This window comes from Rhodospirillaceae bacterium (assembly GCA_040219235.1).
Taxonomy (GTDB): Bacteria; Pseudomonadota; Alphaproteobacteria; order Rhodospirillales; family Rhodospirillaceae; genus WLXB01.
Window position 1 is genome coordinate 318,161 of the sequence record JAVJSV010000016.1, and the last position, 19,461, is coordinate 337,621.

Annotated in this window: 19 protein-coding genes; 2 read left to right on the forward strand and 17 right to left on the reverse strand. The window is 52.4% G+C overall.

The genetic code is table 11. The features are described 5' to 3' along the window. Positions 1–40 precede the first annotated feature (40 nt). Together RIC29_16125 and RIC29_16130 are read left to right on the forward strand one after the other, a co-directional pair. Complete coding sequence (locus RIC29_16125) at positions 41–1,015, forward strand: flagellar motor protein MotB (GenBank protein MEQ8736451.1); 975 nt, start codon at positions 41–43, stop codon at positions 1,013–1,015. A gap of 130 nt (positions 1,016–1,145) precedes the next feature. Beyond that, positions 1,146–1,865 carry an arginyltransferase gene (locus RIC29_16130; GenBank protein MEQ8736452.1) on the forward strand — a complete coding sequence of 240 codons (720 nt, stop codon included), beginning with the start codon at positions 1,146–1,148 and terminating at the stop codon, positions 1,863–1,865. Between the two features lie 139 nt (positions 1,866–2,004). Here RIC29_16130 and RIC29_16135 read toward each other — a convergent pair whose 3' ends face one another. The 17 genes from RIC29_16135 to folK form a co-directional block, all read right to left on the reverse strand. Further along, positions 2,005–4,197: a TonB-dependent receptor gene (locus RIC29_16135; GenBank protein MEQ8736453.1), complete on the reverse strand. Its 2,193-nt coding sequence runs from the start codon at positions 4,195–4,197 to the stop codon at positions 2,005–2,007. A 243-nt stretch (positions 4,198–4,440) separates the two neighbouring features. Continuing rightward, positions 4,441–4,935, reverse strand: a complete 495-nt coding sequence (locus tag RIC29_16140; protein ID MEQ8736454.1) for a VOC family protein — start codon at positions 4,933–4,935, stop codon at positions 4,441–4,443. Positions 4,936–4,944: 9 nt separating this feature from the next. Next, positions 4,945–5,445, reverse strand: a complete 501-nt coding sequence (locus tag RIC29_16145; GenBank protein MEQ8736455.1) for a VOC family protein — start codon at positions 5,443–5,445, stop codon at positions 4,945–4,947. Positions 5,446–5,508: 63 nt separating this feature from the next. Continuing rightward, positions 5,509–6,390 carry a tRNA glutamyl-Q(34) synthetase GluQRS gene (gluQRS, locus tag RIC29_16150; GenBank protein ID MEQ8736456.1) on the reverse strand — a complete coding sequence of 294 codons (882 nt, stop codon included), beginning with the start codon at positions 6,388–6,390 and terminating at the stop codon, positions 5,509–5,511. Between the two features lie 194 nt (positions 6,391–6,584). Beyond that, a complete protein-coding gene (locus RIC29_16155; GenBank protein ID MEQ8736457.1) occupies positions 6,585–7,403 on the reverse strand; it encodes a DUF2189 domain-containing protein in 819 nt (272 codons plus the stop codon). A 426-nt stretch (positions 7,404–7,829) separates the two neighbouring features. Continuing rightward, entirely contained in the window at positions 7,830–10,118 is a 2,289-nt protein-coding gene (parC, locus tag RIC29_16160; GenBank protein MEQ8736458.1) for a DNA topoisomerase IV subunit A, read from the reverse strand. Positions 10,119–10,695: 577 nt separating this feature from the next. Then, complete coding sequence (gene recO, locus RIC29_16165; GenBank protein ID MEQ8736459.1) at positions 10,696–11,421, reverse strand: DNA repair protein RecO; 726 nt, start codon at positions 11,419–11,421, stop codon at positions 10,696–10,698. A 9-nt stretch (positions 11,422–11,430) separates the two neighbouring features. After that, positions 11,431–11,565 (reverse strand): hypothetical protein, encoded by a 135-nt coding sequence (locus tag RIC29_16170; GenBank protein MEQ8736460.1) that lies wholly within the window; start codon positions 11,563–11,565, stop codon positions 11,431–11,433. A 92-nt stretch (positions 11,566–11,657) separates the two neighbouring features. Further along, complete coding sequence (gene era / locus RIC29_16175; protein ID MEQ8736461.1) at positions 11,658–12,590, reverse strand: GTPase Era; 933 nt, start codon at positions 12,588–12,590, stop codon at positions 11,658–11,660. A 19-nt stretch (positions 12,591–12,609) separates the two neighbouring features. Then, positions 12,610–13,290 (reverse strand): ribonuclease III, encoded by a 681-nt coding sequence (gene rnc, locus RIC29_16180; GenBank protein ID MEQ8736462.1) that lies wholly within the window; start codon positions 13,288–13,290, stop codon positions 12,610–12,612. 8 nt (positions 13,291–13,298) lie between these two features. Next, positions 13,299–14,033 (reverse strand): signal peptidase I, encoded by a 735-nt coding sequence (gene lepB / locus RIC29_16185; protein ID MEQ8736463.1) that lies wholly within the window; start codon positions 14,031–14,033, stop codon positions 13,299–13,301. A 135-nt stretch (positions 14,034–14,168) separates the two neighbouring features. Further along, on the reverse strand, positions 14,169–14,594 hold the full coding sequence (gene acpS / locus RIC29_16190) for a holo-ACP synthase (protein ID MEQ8736464.1): 426 nt from the start codon (positions 14,592–14,594) through the stop codon (positions 14,169–14,171). Further along, complete coding sequence (locus RIC29_16195; GenBank protein ID MEQ8736465.1) at positions 14,591–15,376, reverse strand: pyridoxine 5'-phosphate synthase; 786 nt, start codon at positions 15,374–15,376, stop codon at positions 14,591–14,593. Before RIC29_16195 ends, acpS begins: the two co-directional genes overlap by 4 nt. Positions 15,377–15,378: 2 nt before the next feature. After that, on the reverse strand, positions 15,379–16,014 hold the full coding sequence (locus RIC29_16200) for a DUF2062 domain-containing protein (protein MEQ8736466.1): 636 nt from the start codon (positions 16,012–16,014) through the stop codon (positions 15,379–15,381). Positions 16,015–16,028: 14 nt separating this feature from the next. Beyond that, positions 16,029–18,170, reverse strand: a complete 2,142-nt coding sequence (locus tag RIC29_16205) for a bifunctional (p)ppGpp synthetase/guanosine-3',5'-bis(diphosphate) 3'-pyrophosphohydrolase (protein MEQ8736467.1) — start codon at positions 18,168–18,170, stop codon at positions 16,029–16,031. A 135-nt stretch (positions 18,171–18,305) separates the two neighbouring features. Continuing rightward, positions 18,306–18,734, reverse strand: a complete 429-nt coding sequence (gene rpoZ / locus RIC29_16210; protein MEQ8736468.1) for a DNA-directed RNA polymerase subunit omega — start codon at positions 18,732–18,734, stop codon at positions 18,306–18,308. A gap of 157 nt (positions 18,735–18,891) precedes the next feature. Beyond that, positions 18,892–19,416: a 2-amino-4-hydroxy-6-hydroxymethyldihydropteridine diphosphokinase gene (folK, locus tag RIC29_16215; GenBank protein ID MEQ8736469.1), complete on the reverse strand. Its 525-nt coding sequence runs from the start codon at positions 19,414–19,416 to the stop codon at positions 18,892–18,894. Between the last annotated feature and the right edge of the window lie 45 nt (positions 19,417–19,461).

Genomic DNA, 19,461 nt, shown 5'->3' on the forward strand with positions numbered 1-19,461 from the left:
TTCAGGCTCTTAGTTCAGAGTTGAAGGCACTTTATACTCCATGTCAGATCGCCCGGAGTTCGGCTCGGGTGGTGGTGGTGGCGCCGGCGGCGGCAATATCATCATCGTCAAGCGCATCAAGAAAGGTGGCCATGGCCACCATGGTGGCGCGTGGAAGGTGGCCTACGCTGACTTTGTAACGGCCATGATGGCCTTTTTTCTTCTGCTCTGGCTGCTCAATTCTGTGTCTGAAGACACCTTGAGCGGCATTTCAAATTACTTCACGCCCATTGCAGCCTCCAGCAACAGCAGTGGTGCAGGTGGTATGCTTGGCGGGTTGACCATCGGCGAAGGCTCCCAGCAAAGCCAATCCGGCAGTGTTGCTGTCGTCCCGCTTCCCCCGCCCACTGTTGGCGCGGGCGGCCAAGACCTCACTGATCCCGGTGAAGGTCCCTCACGTGACCCGACGGAAGAAGATATTGATGAAGCTTTGAGGGAACGCCAGGAAGCACAATTTGAACAAGCCGCTGATGAACTTGAGCAACTTATTCAAGGTATCCCTGAATTGGCGGAGCTCTCAGAGAGCCTATTGATTGATTACACACCCGAAGGTCTGCGCATCCAGATCGTCGATCAAGATGGCCTGCCCTTATTCCCTTCGGGCAGTGCGGCCATGTATGGCTACACCCGGCAGATCATCAGTCTGGTGGCCCGTGTTGTCGCAAAGCTGCCGAACGAACTGAGCATCACCGGGCACACCGATGCCACACCGTTCAGCGATCCGTCTGGCTACAGTAACTGGGAACTCAGTGCTGACCGTGCCCTTGCTACGCGCCGTGTATTGGAAGACTTTGGCGTGGTCGAACAACGGGTTGCTAAGGTCACTGGTCAAGCTGCCAATGAGCCGCTGTTAGAAGACGACCCCACAGCCCCGCAAAACCGCCGCATCAGTATTGTGCTGCTGCGCGACGATGGTTCTGCGGCAGAAGCCTTTGATCGTTTGCCTGACTTTCTGCAGCCGCGTGCACCAAACTAGTTCAATCCGCCTGCGCCCTAACCGCCACACACCGCGCAAATTATAGCTTTTCCAGAAATTCCCCCCTTGCTAACCCTCTCTGGGCTATGCAATGTGGAGCATAGTCCTGTTACACAAGATTTAGTGGTTCATGGAATATACAGCCCTTACGCGTCCGCAGTTCTTCTTCACCACCGCTCCCTTGCCGTGTCCCTATCTGCCTGACCGGTTAGAGCGTAAAATTGTCACCGAATTAAACGGCCCAAAATCAGACACCCTTCACGAGATGCTGGCCAAGGGCGGTTTCCGTCGCAGTCATTCCATTGCCTATGCGCCTGCCTGCCCTGGCTGTAAGGCTTGCGTGCCGGTCCGGGTGAACGTTGCTGATTTCAAATTGCGCCGTAGTCTCGCCCGCACCTGGAAAGCCAATGCAGACATCACAGCCCATGTGGTTCCTGCCCGAGCCACCACAGAACAATTCGAACTGTTCAACCACTATCAGCGCTCCCGGCATGCGTCCAGCGATATGGCACACATGGGGTTTTACGAATACAGTGCGATGATCGAAGACAGCCCTATAGAGACCTATCTGGTAGAGTTCAGAACACCAGAGAGTGAATTGATCGCGGTCTGTCTGACCGATCAAACCAATGACGGCTTATCAGCCGTCTACAGTTTCTTCTCGGCAGATCCAGAATATGCCGGTTTAGGTAACTTCGTGGTGCTGTGGTTGATTGAACACGCCCGCGCGCTCAGTTTGCCCTATATTTATCTCGGCTATTGGATCGAGCAGAGCCCCAAGATGGCCTATAAGAAACGCTTCAAGCCACTAGAAATTCTTGGCCCAAATGGCTGGGAATCACTTACCTGACTGCCGGGCGTGAACGCTACACGTTATATCTGCGTGAACGCCATAACCTTGCCCATCACGCGCCTCTAGAACCAAAAAATGCAGACAAAAAAAGCCCCGCCGAAGCGGGGCTTTCTCTATTTCAGTCTAAGACCTCAAACTACATGCTGTATTTCAGAGTGAGTTTGTAGGTCTGTGGCGGACGGGCCACGAAGCCACCCAATCCACGCGAGCCAGTTGCGAACAGTTCGTTGTCTTCCAGATTGGAAACCGAGAAGCGTGCGGCCCAGGTTTGATTGTATTCAATCTCGGCATAGGCATTGATGCGATCATAGGACGCCGACAGCACTTCGTTGGTTGCCGAAGTAATGAAGTCATCGGTGTAGTACATATCTGCACCCACCTTGATCGCGGCATCAACACCACCCATGACGAAATCACGCGTGTAATCAAAGCCAATCGCAAAGGCATAATCAGCTGTTTGCGGTGTCTGTGCGACTACTCCAAAAGCAGTCAGCGAATTTGCCGGCGCTGATGTTGGATCCAAATCACGGAACTTGCCGTCCAGAAGTGTGACGGTTGTGAACGCATTGAAGCCTTCAAACAACGCGGCATTGGCTTCAATTTCGATCCCTTGAATGGTGGCCGAGCCCGCGTTCTGCACGGGGAACGTCAGGTTGCCATTCACCAACACCTGGGCGTTGAGCGTCAGGTCACTGATGCGGTTGTGGAAGTAGTTGGCATTGAAGCGCAAGCGGTTATCGAACAACTCGCTTTTAATACCGGCTTCATAGGTCCAGTTGGTTTCAGCCCCGTAGTTGGATTGCGCAACGCTGGTATCGAAGATGTTGATGCCGTTAAACCCACCCGCCTTGAAACCCTTGGCGGCTGAAACAAACAGCATCACGTCGTCATTGACGGCATAATCCAGGCCGACCTTAGGCGTCCAGGAATTCTCTTCAATTGCATCGACAATGTTTTCAGAGGGGACTGGGGCAAAGAAATAATCAATGTTGAAGTCCCAGTCTTTTTCGTCGCGGGTCCAGCGCAGACCAGCGGTCATGCTCAGTTGATCCGTAATCGCATAATCAGCCTGACCGAACACTGAATAGGAGTCTGTGCCTGTGTCATAGCCACTGCGTGAGGTTGGGCCAAAGAAGTACCAGTTGATATCTTGGGTGGCGCGTTCATTGAGATAGAACGCACCTACGATGTAGTTAAGTTTATCGTCAAAGCCCGTACCCGTCAGTTGCAGCTCCTGCGTCCATTGATCCGAGTCCGTTTCAATGGCCCCTACAATTACGCCGGCACCCGAGAAGTCCGTGGTGAAATAGTCTTTGGTGTTCACAAATGCGGTGATGGATTTCAACGTCGCAGTGTCAAAATCATAAGACATGGTCCACGAAGCAATAAGCTGCTCGGTATCGCCGCGCGGTTGGTCGGTGATGTTCAGCACCCCACCGCCGCTGTAGTCCTGGTTGGGCACAAAGTTGTCGTAGAGTCCGCCAAACGTCGGAACCAGGTCTTTCGTTGTGTATTGGGCGTTGTTCGGAATGCCAGGTGTTGTTGCATTGACCATTACGTTGGAATCGTTGCGGCTGTCTGCGTAAGAGACATGAGCAATGGCATCAAAGTTCTCACCGCCGGTGTAGCGCAATTTCACGCGACCGGCCCAGTTCTCTTCTTCACCGATGTTTTCACCGGTGGCAAGATTGGTGCCGTATCCATCGCGGCCGTTTAACTGCAACGCAACAGAGCCTGAAATCGTATCACTCAGGGGTCCACCTGTGCTGACGGACGCTTCATAGGCATCGTAATTGCCATAACCTACGGAGCCGTCCAGCCACATTTCATCGCCTGGGGTCTTACTGATGAACTTCAACGCACCGGCCAGGGTGTTCCGACCGTACAGTGTGCCTTGCGGGCCACGCAGAACTTCGATGCGCTCGACGTCAGCCAAGCGTGTGTTGTTGCCGTTCAAGCGGCCAACGTAAACGTCATCCACGTAAATCCCGAACGGAGACTCAGCCACCGCCAAAGACGCATCCTGCTGCAACGAGCCGCGCATGGACGGTGACAGGTTGGTCGGCTGGGTGATGTTGTTGGTCATTTTCAGGCTGGGAACATAACGCTCCAGATCCTGGCCTTCAGAAATCTGACGATTTTCGAGCTGCTCAACGCTGAACGCGGAAACCGGAACGGGAACCGTCTGCAGGTCCTGCTCACGGCGCTGTGCCGTTACAACAATTTCTTCGAGGGTAATGTTTTGGGCCAACACATCATTGGCGGACATCAGACCAACCACCATCCCTGAGGCGATGATTGACGTTGTGTAAAGCGTGCGCTTCAGCATGAACTCTCTCTCCAGATATCTAAATAATAGATTTTTGTCGACTTGATTAAGGATCAAGTCATCCCCTTGTAATTCCAACGGAATATAAGTGTCACAGAGCTGACAACAAGCGAAATCGGTACTAAAACGGTCCGGGATAGAGTTTTAATACGGTAGTGATGCACCGCTGCATCACCCACACCATAAAAACACAGACAAAAAATGGGATTTGTCCGTTACAGCGGACACTCTTTGGTATGAAAACTAAGGCGTGTTGATGTTGGGGTTATGATTGCGTGGCGCATAGCCGAAGATATTATTTTCCCAGTCAGCTATGTAATAGATTGAGACATCCGCCTGAGACGACGTCCATTTCTCAATAAGGGGGCTGTTTGCTTCACGTGCACGCCGCACCACGTCTTCCAGGTCCGTGGTTTCAAAAATTGCGACCACCCCCTGTTGTGTCCGTGACTCTTTCGGGCCGCCCGGCTGCGTGTTCGGATCCATACGCACAATCTCAAGGGAGCCGCCGCCGTCTTCATGGTAAAAGATGACACTGCCACGGGAATTGACACGATTCACTTTCATGCCCAGCGCAATGTAAAATTCAGACAGCGTGCCAGGATCCGGTGTTCGCAACAGAATTGTCGGTGTCGCCGTAAAGAGCGGCGCTGTTGTATTCTCTTCCGCCCGAACGGGCATAGATGTTGCAATCACGCAGGCAATCGCCAGTCCTGTAAGTCCGTGTAAGAGTCGCATCTTCACCTCCTAGGGCACTTTAACGTTTGGGTTGTGATAACGTGGGGCAAACCCGAAAATATTGTTTTCCCAATCCCCAACGTAATAAATCGAGTGGCCGCGCTGAGACGACGTCCAGCGCTCAATCAGCGTCGCCCCCGCTTCTTTTGCGCGCCGCACCAACTCCGCTTGATCCGTGACTTCAAAAATGGCCACGACCCCTTGCTGGGTGCGCGTTGTTTTAGGGCCACCAGGCTTGGTGTTCGGGTCCATTTTCAGAATCTCTAATGAGCCTTGCCCGTTTTCCAGATAAATGAACGAACCGTTTTCACTGCGTCGCGCGACCTTCATGCCAAGCGCTTCATAGAACTTGGTTAGGTTTTCGGGGTCTGGCGTGCGCAACAAAATCGTCGGCGTTGCCGTAAATAAGGGCGGTGATGTGTTTTCTTCGGCCCGCACCACAGAGTGACCCGCCCCACCAACAGAAATGCCCGTTGCCAACAGCGTCAGCACCAATAGTTTTTTCAGCATCTTTATACGCCCTCTCATAATCAACACCGATTTCCTATGATGACTGTGACCTATTCTTTGCGTTTAAAAAAGCCTGCCGCGCACATCTTCCGGGGTCATGTTCGCCTGACGCATGGCCCGCAGCGACAACGCTCCATCGCGTTTTGACAGCCGTTCGCCCTGGTCATTCACAATCAACTTATGATGCTGATAGACCGGCGGCTCCAAATCAAACAGCGCATAGAGCACCGCATGCAGTCCTGCCGCCTCGCGCAGGTCGTCACCCCGAATGACATGCGTTACGCCTTGGGCCGCATCATCCAGAACCGATGACAAATGATAACTGGTGCCGATGTCTTTACGGCCCAACACCACGTCGCCAAACTGTGTGGCATTTGCAGGGCGTTCCTGCACACCGTCCTCAGTCACCTCTTGATAGGTCAGCGTTTCAAATGTAGGGCCAAGTTCAGCCTCAACCGCCTCTAAGGACAACCGCCAGGCAAAAGGTTGACCCTCTGCTAGGTTGTCGCGTTCCTTCGAGGCCGCCAGAGGCCCGCTGCGAAACACGGGTGCATCAACCTCTGAGCGCTGATGCGGCGCACCCATCGCCTCTTCAATGTCTTTGCGGGTTTTAAAACAGCGGTAAACCAAGCCGCGCGCGGCTAAGTTTTCCAGATGCTCGGTATAAATTTCAAAACGGTCTGACTGTCGCCAAACGTCAGCATCCCAATGCAGACCAAGCCACTCTAAATCTTCGTAGATCGCAGCCTCAAATGCAGCTTTACATCGCGTCACATCAATGTCTTCGATGCGTAAAAGAAAGCGCCCCCTCGCCTTTACAGCAGCGTCAAAATTCAGGAGTGCCGAATAGGCATGACCAAGATGAAGCAGCCCCGTGGGTGACGGCGCAAACCGTGTGATGAGCGTGGACTTGGCAGATATAGACGTGGCAGATGGAGTGAGCATGGCGCAAAGATAACGCATTTAGGCAAAGCATACGTATTCAAATTCACACTCTTCATGCGTCCAAAAAAACTTACTTCATTTTTTGATACCCATCATCATTTGCCTCTATAAGCCGCAAGGTCATCCCAAACTCGAATACAGCGTTGAAAACACAATCCCTAAAACACAATCCCTAAAACACAATCGCACCAGGCTTAAACAATAACCTTTCGGTAAAGATGCCACGTCGCATGGGCCAACACAGGCATCACCACGACCAAGCCAACCAAAGCCATCAGCGCGCCAACCATCATGCTCCCGACCACAATCAAACCCCAGACCGACATCGTTACGGGGTTTTTACGAACGGCCTCGACGGATGAAGCGACGGCCTTGCCCGTGCTCACGTGGCGGTCCAGCAACATCGGAAATGAGACAGCGCTGATCGATAAAACAACGACAGCAAAAATAAAACCAATCCCATTCCCGGCCACAATCATGGTCCAGCCCGCTTTGGTGGTAAACACGCGGTCTATAAAATCGCCGAGCGATAAAATCGGCTCGCCTCCGACCGTCAATAAAAACAGAATAGCGGCGGCGCTCATCCACAACAGGAACAACGCCAGCAGTATCCCGCCTAATTTCAAAATTTCTGGCCAGGCCGGCGAGGCCGTAACGGCAAAGGCATCGCGCCAAGAAATATCTTCGCCTAATTCACGCTTACGGCTCAATTCGTACAAACCAATCGCGACGAACGGGCCAAGCAAGGCAAAGCCAGACACTAAGGGAAAAGCAAACGGCAACAGCTTCTCATTCAATGTCACACCCAGCGCCAGCAGCATTGCAAAAGGATAAATCAATCCAATAAAAAGCGGATGACTTGGTTTTGCATTAAAATCTTCAAGACCTTTGGCGATGGCATCGGTCAGGTCTGTAAAATTGATAAACCGGACACTTGGGCCAAGAGACGCCCGCGCCGGCGCAGTGCCTTCATCTGATACTGAAAAGTTAGAATTTGTGGCTTCATGTTGCATGGTCGGTCCCTCACCTTGGGGCCAGCCGCCGCAGTTCAACGTTTCTCAAACTTATCTGGCAACACACATGAGCGGTGGCCGGCGAATGATTCGAAACGGGTTAAGTGTACACTTTTAACCCGCGCATATCCATGCCGTAGCTCTGCTATTTCTAAGACCCACTCCTCATGTGTCACCCTCGGATTTATTCCGAGGGTCCAGGGTTCTTGGCAAAAGAAGGGGCGTCCCCCTGGATGCTCGGGATAAACCCGAGCATGACGGCATGTGTTTTGCCCGAGGTGGCTAGTAAGGGGGACCAAAGCTCTGCTCTTAGCAGCAAGCCCCCTAACCTGCCACGTTCAGAGCCAAGTCAAACCCCAAATGTATCACTGCCACCAAAGGAGCCGCCCTACATCAGGCTATCTTCACCAGGAAATCGATTTCCACTCACCTAAACGTATTGGTGGTTGAAAACCCGCGTGGCGCGATGCGTCCCGCCTGAGCCCGCTTGCCAACCCACGCCCGCAGGTCTTCCTCGGTGCGCTGGCGACCGCCGGTCATCCAGGTCAACCCGTCTTTCAAGACAAAAGTTTTCACGTCCGACAAACCGCCGTCTTTATAGCGCTGCAAAAACACGCCACGGCCGCGGGTCATCTCGGGCACTTCATCCAATGGGAAAATAATCAGCTTGCGGTTCTTGCCCACCACAGCCACGTGGTCATCATTTTCTTCAACAATAAAACAGGCCGCCCCCTTTTCGCCTTTGCCGAGGTTCAACACCTGTTTCCCGTTCTTGGTTTGGCCGGACACATGCTCTTCGGGCACAACAAACCCGCGCCCCGCACTGGAGGCCACCAACAGCTTGCCCTCTTTCTCCCACACCTTCATCTCAAGCACGTTGGCATCGTTGGGCAGATCGACAATCAATCGCAGCGGCTCGCCAAAGCCGCGCCCTTGGGGCAAGCGGTCTCCGGGTATCGTATAAAATCGCCCATCCGAGCCAAAGAACAACAGCTTGTCGACCGTGGTGGCCTGCAAGGAAAAGGCCCAGTCATCGCCGTCTTTGAATTTCAGATCAGAAATATCTTCGCGATGGCCTTTCAGCGCCCTGATCCAGCCTTTGTTGGACAGCACAACGGTAATCGGTTCTTTCTCAACCAGCGCTTCGATCGGCACAATCACGGCGGACGGTGCATCGCCCAATTCGGTCCGGCGTTTCCCCAAAGGCGTACCCTGGCCGAATTCCTTTTTGGCCTCGCGCAATTGCTCGCCGACGCTGGCCCATTGCTTGGACTCATCTTTCAACAGCGCCGTCAGCGCTTTTTTTTCCGTGCTCAGGGTATCGTGTTCCCCTTTGAGCTGCATCTCTTCCAGCTTGCGCAAAGAGCGCAGACGCATGTTTAAAATGGCTTCCGCCTGCACATCCGTCAGCTTAAAGCGCTTCATCAAAACCGGCTTGGGTTCATCTTCTTCGCGAATGATCTTGATCACTTCATCCAGGTTCAGGAAGGCGATCAAATAACCTTCCAGTACCTCTAGCCGGTGATTGATTTTCTCAAGGCGATGGTTCGACCGGCGCACCAGAACAACTTGACGGTGGTCCAAATAGGCTTGCAGCACCTCGCGCAGGTTTTGCACACGCGGCACGCCATCGGCACACAGCACATTCAGGTTGAGGCCAAAGCGGACTTCCAAATCGGTCTGCTTGAACAGTTGCTCCATCAGCATTTCAGGATCAACCGTGCGGCTTTTCGGCTCCAGCACCAAGCGCACATCTTCTGCGGACTCATCGCGCACATCCGCCAGGAAGGGCAACTTGCGTGCTTCCATCAGCTCGGCAATGCGTTCGATCAGTTTTGCCTTCTGCACCTGGTAAGGCATTTCGGTGACAATGATATCGAACTGCCCGCGTCCCTGTTCCTCGACTTCCCAGCGTGCCCGCACCCGGAAGCTGCCCCGACCGGTGCGATAGGATTCCGCAATGGACTCTTTGTTCTCGGCCAGAATACCGCCCGTAGGGAAATCTGGTCCCGGAATATATTTCAGCAGCGTGGCGTCCAGAATTTCAGGGCGTCCACCCTCTTGCTTGGCCTTACTGGGGTCTTTCTTGCGCACATCGCACATGTGAATCAGCGCATCGCATAGCTCGCCCACATTATGCGGTGGAATGTTGGTGGCCATGCCCACCGCAATCCCGGACGAGCCATTGGCCAGCAGATTGGGTACCGCCGCCGGCATCACGATCGGCTCGTGTTCTTCGCCGTCATAGGTGGGGCGGAAGTCAGAGGCATCTTCATCCAGGCCATCCATCAGGGCAATGGCGTATTTGGTCAGCCGCGCTTCCGTGTAGCGCATGGCGGCGGCGTTATCGCCGTCGATGTTACCGAAGTTGCCCTGCCCCTCGACCAGCGGATAGCGCACGGCAAAATCCTGCGCCAGCCGCACCATGGCGTCATACACGGCCACATCTCCATGGGGGTGATACTTACCGATGACATCCCCAACAACCCGGGCGCACTTTTTAAAGCCCTGATCCGGGTTCAGCTTCAGTTCCCGCATGGCAAACAGTAAGCGTCGATGCACCGGCTTCAGGCCATCGCGGATGTCGGGCAGCGAGCGCGACACAATGGTCGACATGGCATAGGCCAGATACCGCTGGGACAAAGCTTCCCCAAAGGGCGCTTCGACAATGGTCTCCACAACATTGGATTTTTTCGGGGTACGGGATCGAGCCATAGGTGTTTCTAACCAGGAAGCTTAGGGTGCGGCACGCCGCGAAAAAAGGTGCAGCGCAAGACGCTACGGCCTCGCAAGATGCAGGGTGTTGGTGCCCCTGTAAACCCCAATATGTGGTGTTTTGAGGCCAAAATTCACGCCTTGAACCCGAAAAGACACTCGTTCCTAGGGGAGCAAAACCCGTGGTCCATGGGCTCGTTCCACGGAACGCTCTTTTTGGGGCGTGCATGGGCTCGTTTGAGCGGAACCAGTCGTGCATGGGCTCGTTCCACGGACGAGCCCCAACAAGAAATTCTCAATCCGGCATTTTTATCAATAAAAGCCTTCTTTTTTTCAAATCAGACTCTTCTCTGTCCCGCAGAAAACCTGGAACTCAGCACGCAAAAAGCGAGATTACAGTTCTATTTACAACGCAACCACAACCTATTTTGTCGCGTTGTTCCTGTGCAGAGTCGCATCAAGAAAAGCCGCTTTTGCCTATCGCTGCGTGCGCTAATCCGAGCAGAGCAGCAGCGTGAGGACGTGTCCCGTTTTTCCCTTGCCCGGGAGCGGGGCACGTCTGACGCTTTATCAGATTTCAGCTTTGTACCAAGGCCCTCAGTCTTTGCCGGGCATCAGGGAGTGTTTTTTGATGCGGCTTAAAAACGTATTGCTCTAGAAAGTAGCCGGTCAGGTCTAGCCCGGCGGCCACATCATTGTTTCCCGGCTGAGGGGTATCATCCGCTTTCAGGAACGGGGGCAACACCAGCAGCTTGCCTTTGTAGGGCAGCCCAGCTTCACGACTGACCGCCCGGCCGCTTTTGGGTGACACGTAAATCAGATCGTCTGTTACCCCTGTCGCGGCGCAGGAGGTCAGATCCAACCCAAACCCGAGATCGTTCAGCAGATGCATTTCCCACAGCACATAGTCCGCCGCCCAATGAGGCTCACCGAGCGTTCCAAGCAGGTGACATGCCTGTTCATAGGCCAGAGGATGCGCTTCCCGTTCCGGCAGGACGGCTTCGGCCATCGCGCACAAGGCGGTCATTGCAATCAGCATATTACGATCATGCAAAGCACCCGCGGCAAACATACGGTCCGGTTCACAAACAAAGGTTCCCAGATGATCCGCGAGCCTGGCCCGCCAGCGCATGTGCAGGCGGTTTCCCGGCTGATACAGCCCCCGGCCCTTGCGTCCACCGCCGCCTTTGACCACGCCCGCATGATGCCCGTGCTGTTCGGTCAGGGCATGCAATATGACATCGTGCTCACCGTACTTACGCACGGAGAGGACCAAACCAAGATCGGTCCATTCAACAGCCATGAAAGAGGTTTACCTGAAGTCGGGCAGAAAGATGAGCGCCAATCCGGCAATCATGGCGGCAATGCCGCTGAACAACAGCACATGGTCGGGCCAACGCCGCCGCGTGTTGGTTCCACGCCGCCATACGACAACGAAGAGCGCCATGGCGCCCCCCCAAAAAAGAACCACACCCCAACGGTCTAAGTCCAAACCAAGAACCTCGCCTAATACGCGAATTTGACGCTAATAAAGCTTACTCAGGCGTCGAAGTCGAGCCCCCAAGCCGTATAATTTGAACGGCGTTCCCGCCATTTTGGCTCTACTTTCACGTGTAAAAATAAATGCAGGCGGCGCTCGAGAAGGTTTTCCAGCTCGCGCCGGGCCTGTTCGCCGACCGATTTGATTCCAGCACCCTTTTTTCCCAGAACAATCGGCTTCTGACTGTCACGGGTCACATAGATCGTCTGATCAACACGGGCGCTCCCGTCTTTATTTTCTTTCCAGGACTCGGTTGCGACCATGCAGTCATAGGGCAGTTCCTGACGCAGGGCCATGAACAGCTTTTCCCGGGTGATTTCTGCGGCCAGCAAACGCTGCGGCATGTCAGAGACATCATCCTCCGGAAACAGCCACGGGCTTAGCGGCATCATGCCCGCCAGGATATCCAGAATGCGATCCGTGCCGTCGCTGGTGAGGGCAGAGACCATAAAAGTGTCCGTGAATTTAACCACGTCATTGAGATTGGTGGTCAGGCTCAGCAATTTTTCCTTATCGGCGACATCCACTTTATTCACCACCAGCATCACTGGCGTTGACCTGGTTTCCTGACGTTTCGCCAAGGACTTTAGGAGTGCTCTGGTATCCGCCTCCAAACTGCGGGCACCATCCACCACCAGCAGCACGGCATCAGCGTCTTCCGCACCGGACCACGCCACCGAGATCATGGCCCGTTCTAGACGCCGTTTTGCCCCTTCAAAGATACCAGGTGTATCGACGAAGACGATCTGACTCTGTTCTTTCAACGCGATCCCGCGCACGATGGTCCGAGTAGTCTGTACTTTTGGCGACACAATCGAGACTTTGGTGCCCACCAAAGCATTGACCAGAGTCGACTTCCCAGCATTGGGAGCCCCGAGCACAGCAACAAACCCGCACCGCGTGTTTTCAGCTTCAGAATTCAAATCTGTCATGTAATGACCTTTAGCCCTGTCATAAAATGACCCTCAGCATGGCTTCGGCAGCCGCTTGGGTGGCAATGCGCTTCGACGCGCCGACGCCTTGGACCCTATCATACCCCTCAACGTGTACTGTCATTGTAAACTCAGGCGCATGTGCTGGCCCGGTGCGTTCCAGCAGCGTGTAAACCGGCAACGGCAAGCCTTGGCCTTGCACCAGTTCTTGTAAGGTCGTTTTTGCATCTTTAGGGGCTGTGACAGCCGCCTCCATGTGCGCCTGCCAATGATTCACAACAACGCGCTTAGCCTCGTCGAACCCCGCATCCAGATAAATTGCCCCAATCAGAGCTTCACAGGCGTTCGCAGCAATACTATCTGTCTTTTGGGCCTGATCTTCGCCCCCACCACCAACTTCTATGTAATTTTGCAAATTAAGTGAGGCTGCCACTTTGGCCAAAGTCTCCCGGCTGACCAGGGTGGCAAGCCTGCGGGCTAAATTGCCTTCTGGCTCATGTGGAAAGTTTGTGTAGAGCAAATCAGCAACGGAAAGCCCTAAAACACGATCTCCCAAAAACTCAAGGCGCTCGTTCGTGACTTCAGGGACAACAGCCGCGCTATCGACTGTCGCACTACGATGAGTCAACGCGAGATCTCTCAGTGCGGGGGTACGAAAACGATGCAGAAGACTGTCGTCTAACGGACTGCGGTCTTTCATGGGAAGACTCAACGCAGAGAGTCTAACAGCCGACTAAAACGAATGGCCGTCGGCCACTTCCAAAATTCAAAAATAGAAGCTGTGCCGTCAGTCGAGAAAAACAGCACTTCTGCACGACCAACCAAATTCTCAGCTGGCACAAAACCTACTTGGCTGCGGCTATCCTCTGAATTATCGCGATTATCACCCATCATAAAATAGTGACCGTCGGGGACTTTGAATTCTCGCGTGTTATCAAAACGACGGTTATCGCCCTCTTCAAGAATGAAGTGCTGTTTGCCACCTGGCAGCGTTTCAATGAATTGCGCCACTCTGACTTGGCTGCCATAGGGTGTGCTGTAGGTGAAGTCGTCAATACGCTCCCGTGGCACCAGCTCACCATTGATGAATAACCGGCCATCTTGAACCTGGATGCTATCGCCAGGGAGCCCAATCACGCGCTTGATATAATCAGTCTTATTGTCACGGGGCAGTTTAAAGACGGCAACATCCCCTCGCTCTGGTGGATCAAACATCATCCGACCGGAAAAAGGCATAAAGCTTAATGGAAAAGAATGCCGACTGTAGCCATAGGAAAACTTGGATACGAAAAGATAATCTCCAATTAACAGTGTCGGGCGCATAGACCCGGATGGAATGTTAAATGGCTCAAAAGCAAAGGTTCGAATAACCAGGGCGACCAGAATGGCGTAGAAAACGGTACGAATGGTTTCCCAGAACCCATCGTTTTTCTTTTTTGACACGGTTCCAGTATTTTCAAGCACGATGGTCCGCCTAAGCAATTTCAACAAAAAGAACCGGTTATACCAGGAAGGCGCGACCGAATGCGGGGATAAAACCGGGCCGCTTCCCCGCTGTCAACCTACAGACCTGTAAGATTAACCAGAAACATCTATTTTGGGTACTGCGGTTATGATCACCATGGCCTCGGCAATCGGGTATTCATCTGTTATCGTGAGGTCAACGCGGGCTTCCATACCCGCTGGAACCAGGCTGCTTAGGTGCTTTGCAGCACCGCCAGTCATTTTTACGGTCGGTTGCCCAGACGGTAAATTTACAACGCCAAGATCACGCCAATAAACCCCCCGTCGAAACCCCGTCCCCAAGGCTTTTGAAGCCGCTTCTTTAGCAGCATAGCGCTTGGCATAGGTCGCGGCATAGGCGGAGCCAGCACCTTTACGACGCTCAGCCTTGGCCACTTCAACGTCTGTAAAAATACGAACAATGAAGCGCTCACCGAAGCGCGCCAGGGTCTTTTCAATGCGACGAATATCAATAAGGTCTGTGCCTATCCCTAAAATCATGCAGAAGCCCTCGGCGCAATCGCTCTTGGCACAATGTCTGGTTCACCCTGGCCGCGAGCTTGATCCATGAGGTGCCGCATGTGTTGAATAGAATTGGCAAAACCCGAGAAAATCGCCTCCCCGACCAAAAAGTGTCCAATGTTTAGTTCTTTTAAGGTTAAAATAGCCGCTATAGGACCAACAGTGTCAAACGTAATTCCGTGACCCGCGTGACATTCTAATCCGATTTTTTCTGCATGGGCAGCAGCAGCAATGATCCTGTTGTAGTGATGCTGTCTCTCATCCTCATTTCTGGCCTCACAATAGGCCCCAACATGCAATTCAATGACTGGTGCTCCCAGTTGGGCAGCCGCATCAACTTGTCGCAAGTCTGGCTCGATAAATAACGAGACACGAATATCGGCACTCCCCATTTCACGCACAAATCGTGCCAAGTGATTGTGACCTCCTGCGGCATCCAACCCCCCTTCTGTTGTGCGTTCTTCTCGCTTCTCTGGAACGATACAAGCCGCAAAAGGGCGATGACGTAATGCTATGGCTAGCATCTCATCTGTTGCCGCCATCTCAAGGTTTACAGGCAAATCAATTTCGCGGGCCAATCGTTCGATATCAGAATCCGATATATGTCTGCGGTCTTCGCGCAGGTGAGCGGTGATGCCATCAGCACCAGCCTCAGCCGCCATCACTGCAGCACGGATCGGATCAGGGTGCAGCCCACCACGCGCGTTTCTGATCGTAGCCACGTGATCGATATTCACCCCGAGGCGTAGTGTATTTGCCATAGTCATGCCTGCCCAGCCGAATCAGAAGTCGCACCCAACTTTGATTTATTTGCATTGGCGATCGCAAGAGCTTTAGCCAGTCTGCGCATGTTCCGACGCCGTTGGTAGACTTCAACCAAGCGGTAGAACACACCATAAACCAAAGCCCAGGTAAGTAATGCCGACGGAATACTGCCAACGATCATTGGCCACAATACGGGCCAAACGCGATCTATAAACAAGGCCCCATCCATTTCGATCATGGACTTAACCAGACCACCGAACATATCGCTGAAATTCAGAACCGTTTCACCTGTGGGCATTCCGTTTCCAATGAGAACATTGCCAATATAGTACGTGGTGATCCAAATCACCGGGAACGTCCAAGGGTTGCCAACAAGAGTACCGAACGTTGAGGCAAGAACGTTACCGCCTATAAGCCAAGACAGAGCACCGGCAATAAAGAAATGTGTGCCGATAAAGGGTGTAACAGACACTGCCGCCCCACTGGCCAACCCGGCGGCAATCGAGTGCGGCGTACCAGGAAGCCGGTTCAATCTATGCCAAAAGTAATGACCTGCCCGACTCCAGCCGGACTTAGGCCATAAAAATATTTTGATCAGGGCAAGTGTGCTGGGACGGACGCGACGGCGGAACATTATATAGTTGCTCTTTAGCCGCGCGCGCGCTCAACGGAATTAACCGCTGAAGACGCCCGAAGCGCAGCAATGATATTCGTCAAGTGCTTCACGCTCGTCACTTCAATATCAAGGTCCATCTCAAAAAAGTCACTAGAGCGGTTGACCATCTTTAGGTTCGAAATATTTCCTTTGTTCTGTGCAATCACCATAGAGAGTGCACCAAGACTGCCAGGCTCATTAAGGACAATAAGATTAATGCGCCCCAAATGCATTTCTTCCACGCCACTCAAATCCCATGCAATATCAAGCCAGCGGTCAGGCTCGTTAGTAAGTTCAATAAGCGCTTCACAGTCTATTGTATGAACATCAACGCCTTTGCCATGTTGAAGTATTCCAACGATACGATCCCCGGGCAAAGGGTGGCAACATTCCGACAAATGAACAGCTAATCCTGGTGTTAGACCTTTAATTAAGATCGCAGTGTCTTGCTGTCCTGATGCTTTTTCCCGAGCACGAGAAATATTCACTACTTTGGAATCAAACTCAGTCTTTACACCTGGGTAAATTGCTTCAAGCACTTGTCGTGCCGCAAGGCGCCCTTCGCCGATCGCTGCCTTCACATCCGCAGAATCTTCAAATCCCAGCTTTTCGCAAGCTTCGTGCAAGCCTTCAGGTGTAAGGTCATAGCCTTCTTTGGTAAACATTTTAGCTAAAATCTCGCCGCCCAGCTTGGCATATTCCGCGTGGGCCTCAGACCGGATGCGCCTGCGAATATGAGCGCGGGCCTTCCCCGTAGTAACAAAGCCCTCCCATTCAGGGGATGGTTTCTGAGCCTTAGACACAACAATCTCAACCTGATCCCCTGTGTGCAGTTCAACGCGTAGCGGAACAATCCGCCCATTTACTTTCGCTCCAACACAGGTGTTTCCAATCTCGGTATGCACAGCGTAAGCAAAATCGACCGGGCTCGCTCCTTTCGGCAGGGGAACCAATTCCCCTTTCGGGGTAAAACAGAACACCTGATCTTGGAACATTTCCAATTTGGTGTGCTCAAGGAATTCTTCAGGTGACTGTGCGTGCTCCATGATATCCAAGAGTTCTCTTAGCCAGTTGTAATGGCTATCTGCCATATCGCCCAACTCGCCCTTATAATGCCAATGGGCGGCGACACCGAGTTCAGCAATATCGTGCATTTTCTGTGTTCGAATCTGGACCTCGATACGGTGCTTTGCAGGTCCGATCACGCTGGTATGAATAGACTGATATCCATTGCGCTTGGGGGTGGAGATGTAGTCTTTAAAGCGCTCGGGCACCATCCGGTATTTACCATGTATGATACCTAGCGCCCGATAACAGTCTTCCGGCTGATCGACCATAATCCGGAACGCCATAATGTCAGAAAGCTGTTCGAAACTAACGTTCTTCCTCTGCATTTTATACCAAATCGAATACGGTGTTTTCTCACGACCAGACACGTACCCTTTCAAGTCAGCATCTTTAAGGGTTTGGTCTAATTCATCCATGATTCGACCGACCAAATCTCCGCCTTCGCGTTCCAAAAACCGAAGGCGCATTAAAATCGATGCTCTGGCTTCAGGATGAAGCTCAGCAAACGACAGGTCTTCAAGTTCGGTCTTGATTTCTTGCATGCCCAGACGCTCTGCCAGTGGCGCGTAAATCTCCATAGTTTCCAGAGCAATGCGTTTGCGCTTTTCAGGCTTAGGGACATAATTCAGCGTGCGCATGTTATGAAGACGGTCTGCGAGTTTCACCAACAGAACGCGAATGTCTTCCGACATGGCCAGAACTAACTTACGGAAATTTTCGGCTTGCTTGGATTCAACATTCTGGACTTGAATGCGAGTCAGCTTTGTCACGCCATCGACAAGCTTACCGACTTCATCTCCAAACAGGCTCGTGATCTCTGCAATCGTTGCACCGGTATCTTCAACAGTGTCGTGAAGCAAAGCAGTGACAATAGACGCCGTGTCTAACCGGTAGTTTGTAAGAATACCGGCGACTTCAATAGGATGCGAAAAGTAAGGATCACCCGACGCTCGCATTTGCGAGCCATGCATCTTCATTGCATAAACGTAGGCGCGATTGATGGCCTCTTCGTCCGCATTCGGATCGTAAGATCTTACCCGTTCAACCAATTCAAATTGGCGAAGCATCGCGCAAACCGTCTCCTATGTTACTTTACACATAGTATCATAAGGCGATTACGAAAAGAGCGTGTTGAAAACAAAAACCGCGCCTCAACAGATCCTGGGCGCGGTTTAAAGCTGTAGTCTCTCTAAATTTTGAAACTAGCTGCCCTTTTGAAACACACCAGCTTCTTCGCTGGTGACGTCTTCATAACTGACCTGTGGGTGCGGGTCATCACCATCGCTGCTTTCAATACTCATGCCTGAAGCAGCGGCAACTTCGTCGGTATACTCTTGACCATCACCGGAAAGATTGCGGCCATCAGCAATAGCATCAAAGCCATCTTCTTCTGGCTCATCCACTTCAACGTGGCGCTGCATCCCCTGGATAACGCTGTTTACAAGTTCATCGGCAACGACTTTTTCTTCAGCGATTTCCCGCAAGGCCACCACCGGATTTTTGTCATTATCCCGGTCAAGCAGAGGTTCTCCGCCAGCAGAGATTTCCCGAGACCGTTGAGATGCCACAACCACCAACTCGAAGCGGTTACGGACCTTATCAATGCAATCTTCAACAGTGACGCGTGCCATAGTGAATTCCTGTACTTTTAAAGCTGACGGAGGGCACTTTGGAAACGCAAAATGCTGCTATCGTCAAAGAGTGTGATTCGATTGATAGTGTATTTAGTGAGGAAAGGACTGAAAAACAAGGCTTTTCCTCGCCCGCGTTGCTTCTCTTTTGTGAATTTTACGCCAATTCCTCGGTTATCTTCTTGACCGTCGAGACATTTGAAACAGCGGAAATGAGATCATCAATCCCCTGCCCCGTCACAGGATGACGCCACTTTGGGGCCACATCACGCAAAGGCAGAAGAACAAAACCGCGATCCTGAAGCCTGGGATGCGGCAAAATTGGGCTATTTTCAGAAACTTCACCGTTAAAATCCAGGATATCAAGATCCAGAGTTCTTGCCGCATTTCTCTCAAGTCGTTCGCGACCAAATTCATCCTCAATAGATAGCAAGGTATTTAGAAGGCTAATGGGGTCTTGTTGGGTTGAAACCAGCGCCACAGCGTTAACGTAATGCGGTTGATCTGAAACAGGCACAGGGGTCGTCTCATACCAATTGGAGAGCGCCTCGACTTTAATCCCCTTTATCGGAAAACGTTCAAGCGCTTTATTCAACGTCACCAGCGGTTCGCCGACATGACTTGGCAGATTTGCGCCTAGAGCAATGTAAATCACCCGCTCAACGCCACTGTTAAATCCCATTTTGCTGTGGTCATAATGATTATCTTTATATGACTGATAATAGCC